Origin of the sequence: Micromonospora sp. CPCC 205561 (assembly GCF_036906775.1) — a bacterium.
GTDB lineage: Bacteria > Actinomycetota > Actinomycetes > Mycobacteriales > Micromonosporaceae > Micromonospora.
Map to the genome: position 1 here is coordinate 1 of NZ_JBAKHV010000129.1, position 949 is coordinate 949.

Sequence of the window (949 nt, forward strand, 5' to 3'; positions counted from 1 at the left end):
GTGGGCGGTGGCGAGGTTGGTCAGCAGCCGCGTCGCGTCGTCGTCACCCCTGCGCAGGCTGCCGAGGGTGTGCCCGGTGACGCCGGCGTCGTCCAGGACCGCCGTCACCGGCATCGCCAACACCGGATGCGGACTGATCTCCACGAACGTCGTGTGCCCGGCCTCGATCGCCACCCGCACGGCCGCGTCGAACCGCACCGTCTGCCGCAGATTCTCATACCAGTAGTCCGCCGTCATCGACACCGGGTCAACCCAGTCACCGGTCAACGTCGACACCAGCCGGATGTGCCCCGCCTGCGGGGTCACCTCGGCCAGGTCGGCACGCAACCGCTCCGCGACGTCCTGCACCGCCACCGAATGCGACGCGTAGTCCACCGGAACCAACCGCGCCCGCACACCCTCAGCCAGGCACGCCTCGACCAGGTCCGCGACCGGCCGCGGCGGCCCGGACACCACGACGGTGCAAGGGCCGTTGACCGCCGCCACACCGACACCCGGGAACTCCCCGAGACGCTCGGCCACCGCGTCGGCGGACAGGTCCACCGACGCCATCGTCCCCGTACCCCGCAGCACCGTCAGCGCCCGCGACCGCAACGCCACCGCCTTCGCCGCATCCTCCAACGACAGAATCCCGGCCACACACGCCGCACCGATCTCACCCTGCGAGTGACCCACCACCGCAGCCGGAACAACCCCCGCGTACTGCCACACCGCCGCGAGAGCCATACCGACGGCCCACAGCACCGGCTGCACGACCTCCACCCGCGCCAACCACGACTCGTCATCGCCCGTCAACACCGACACCAGATCCACGTCCAGATACGGCGCCAAAGCCCGCTGACACTCCGCCAGGCGCGCGTCGAACACCGGCGTACGACCCACCAGACCGGCCGCCATCCGCGCCGACTGCGCACCCTGCCCCGGAAACACGAACACCGCACCCGCACCG

1 protein-coding gene is annotated in these 949 nt (G+C 71.2%); it reads right to left on the minus strand.

The features are described 5' to 3' along the window. On the minus strand, positions 1-949 hold a 949-nt coding region (locus V6V16_RS27740), incomplete at both ends, for an acyltransferase domain-containing protein (RefSeq protein ID WP_334566893.1).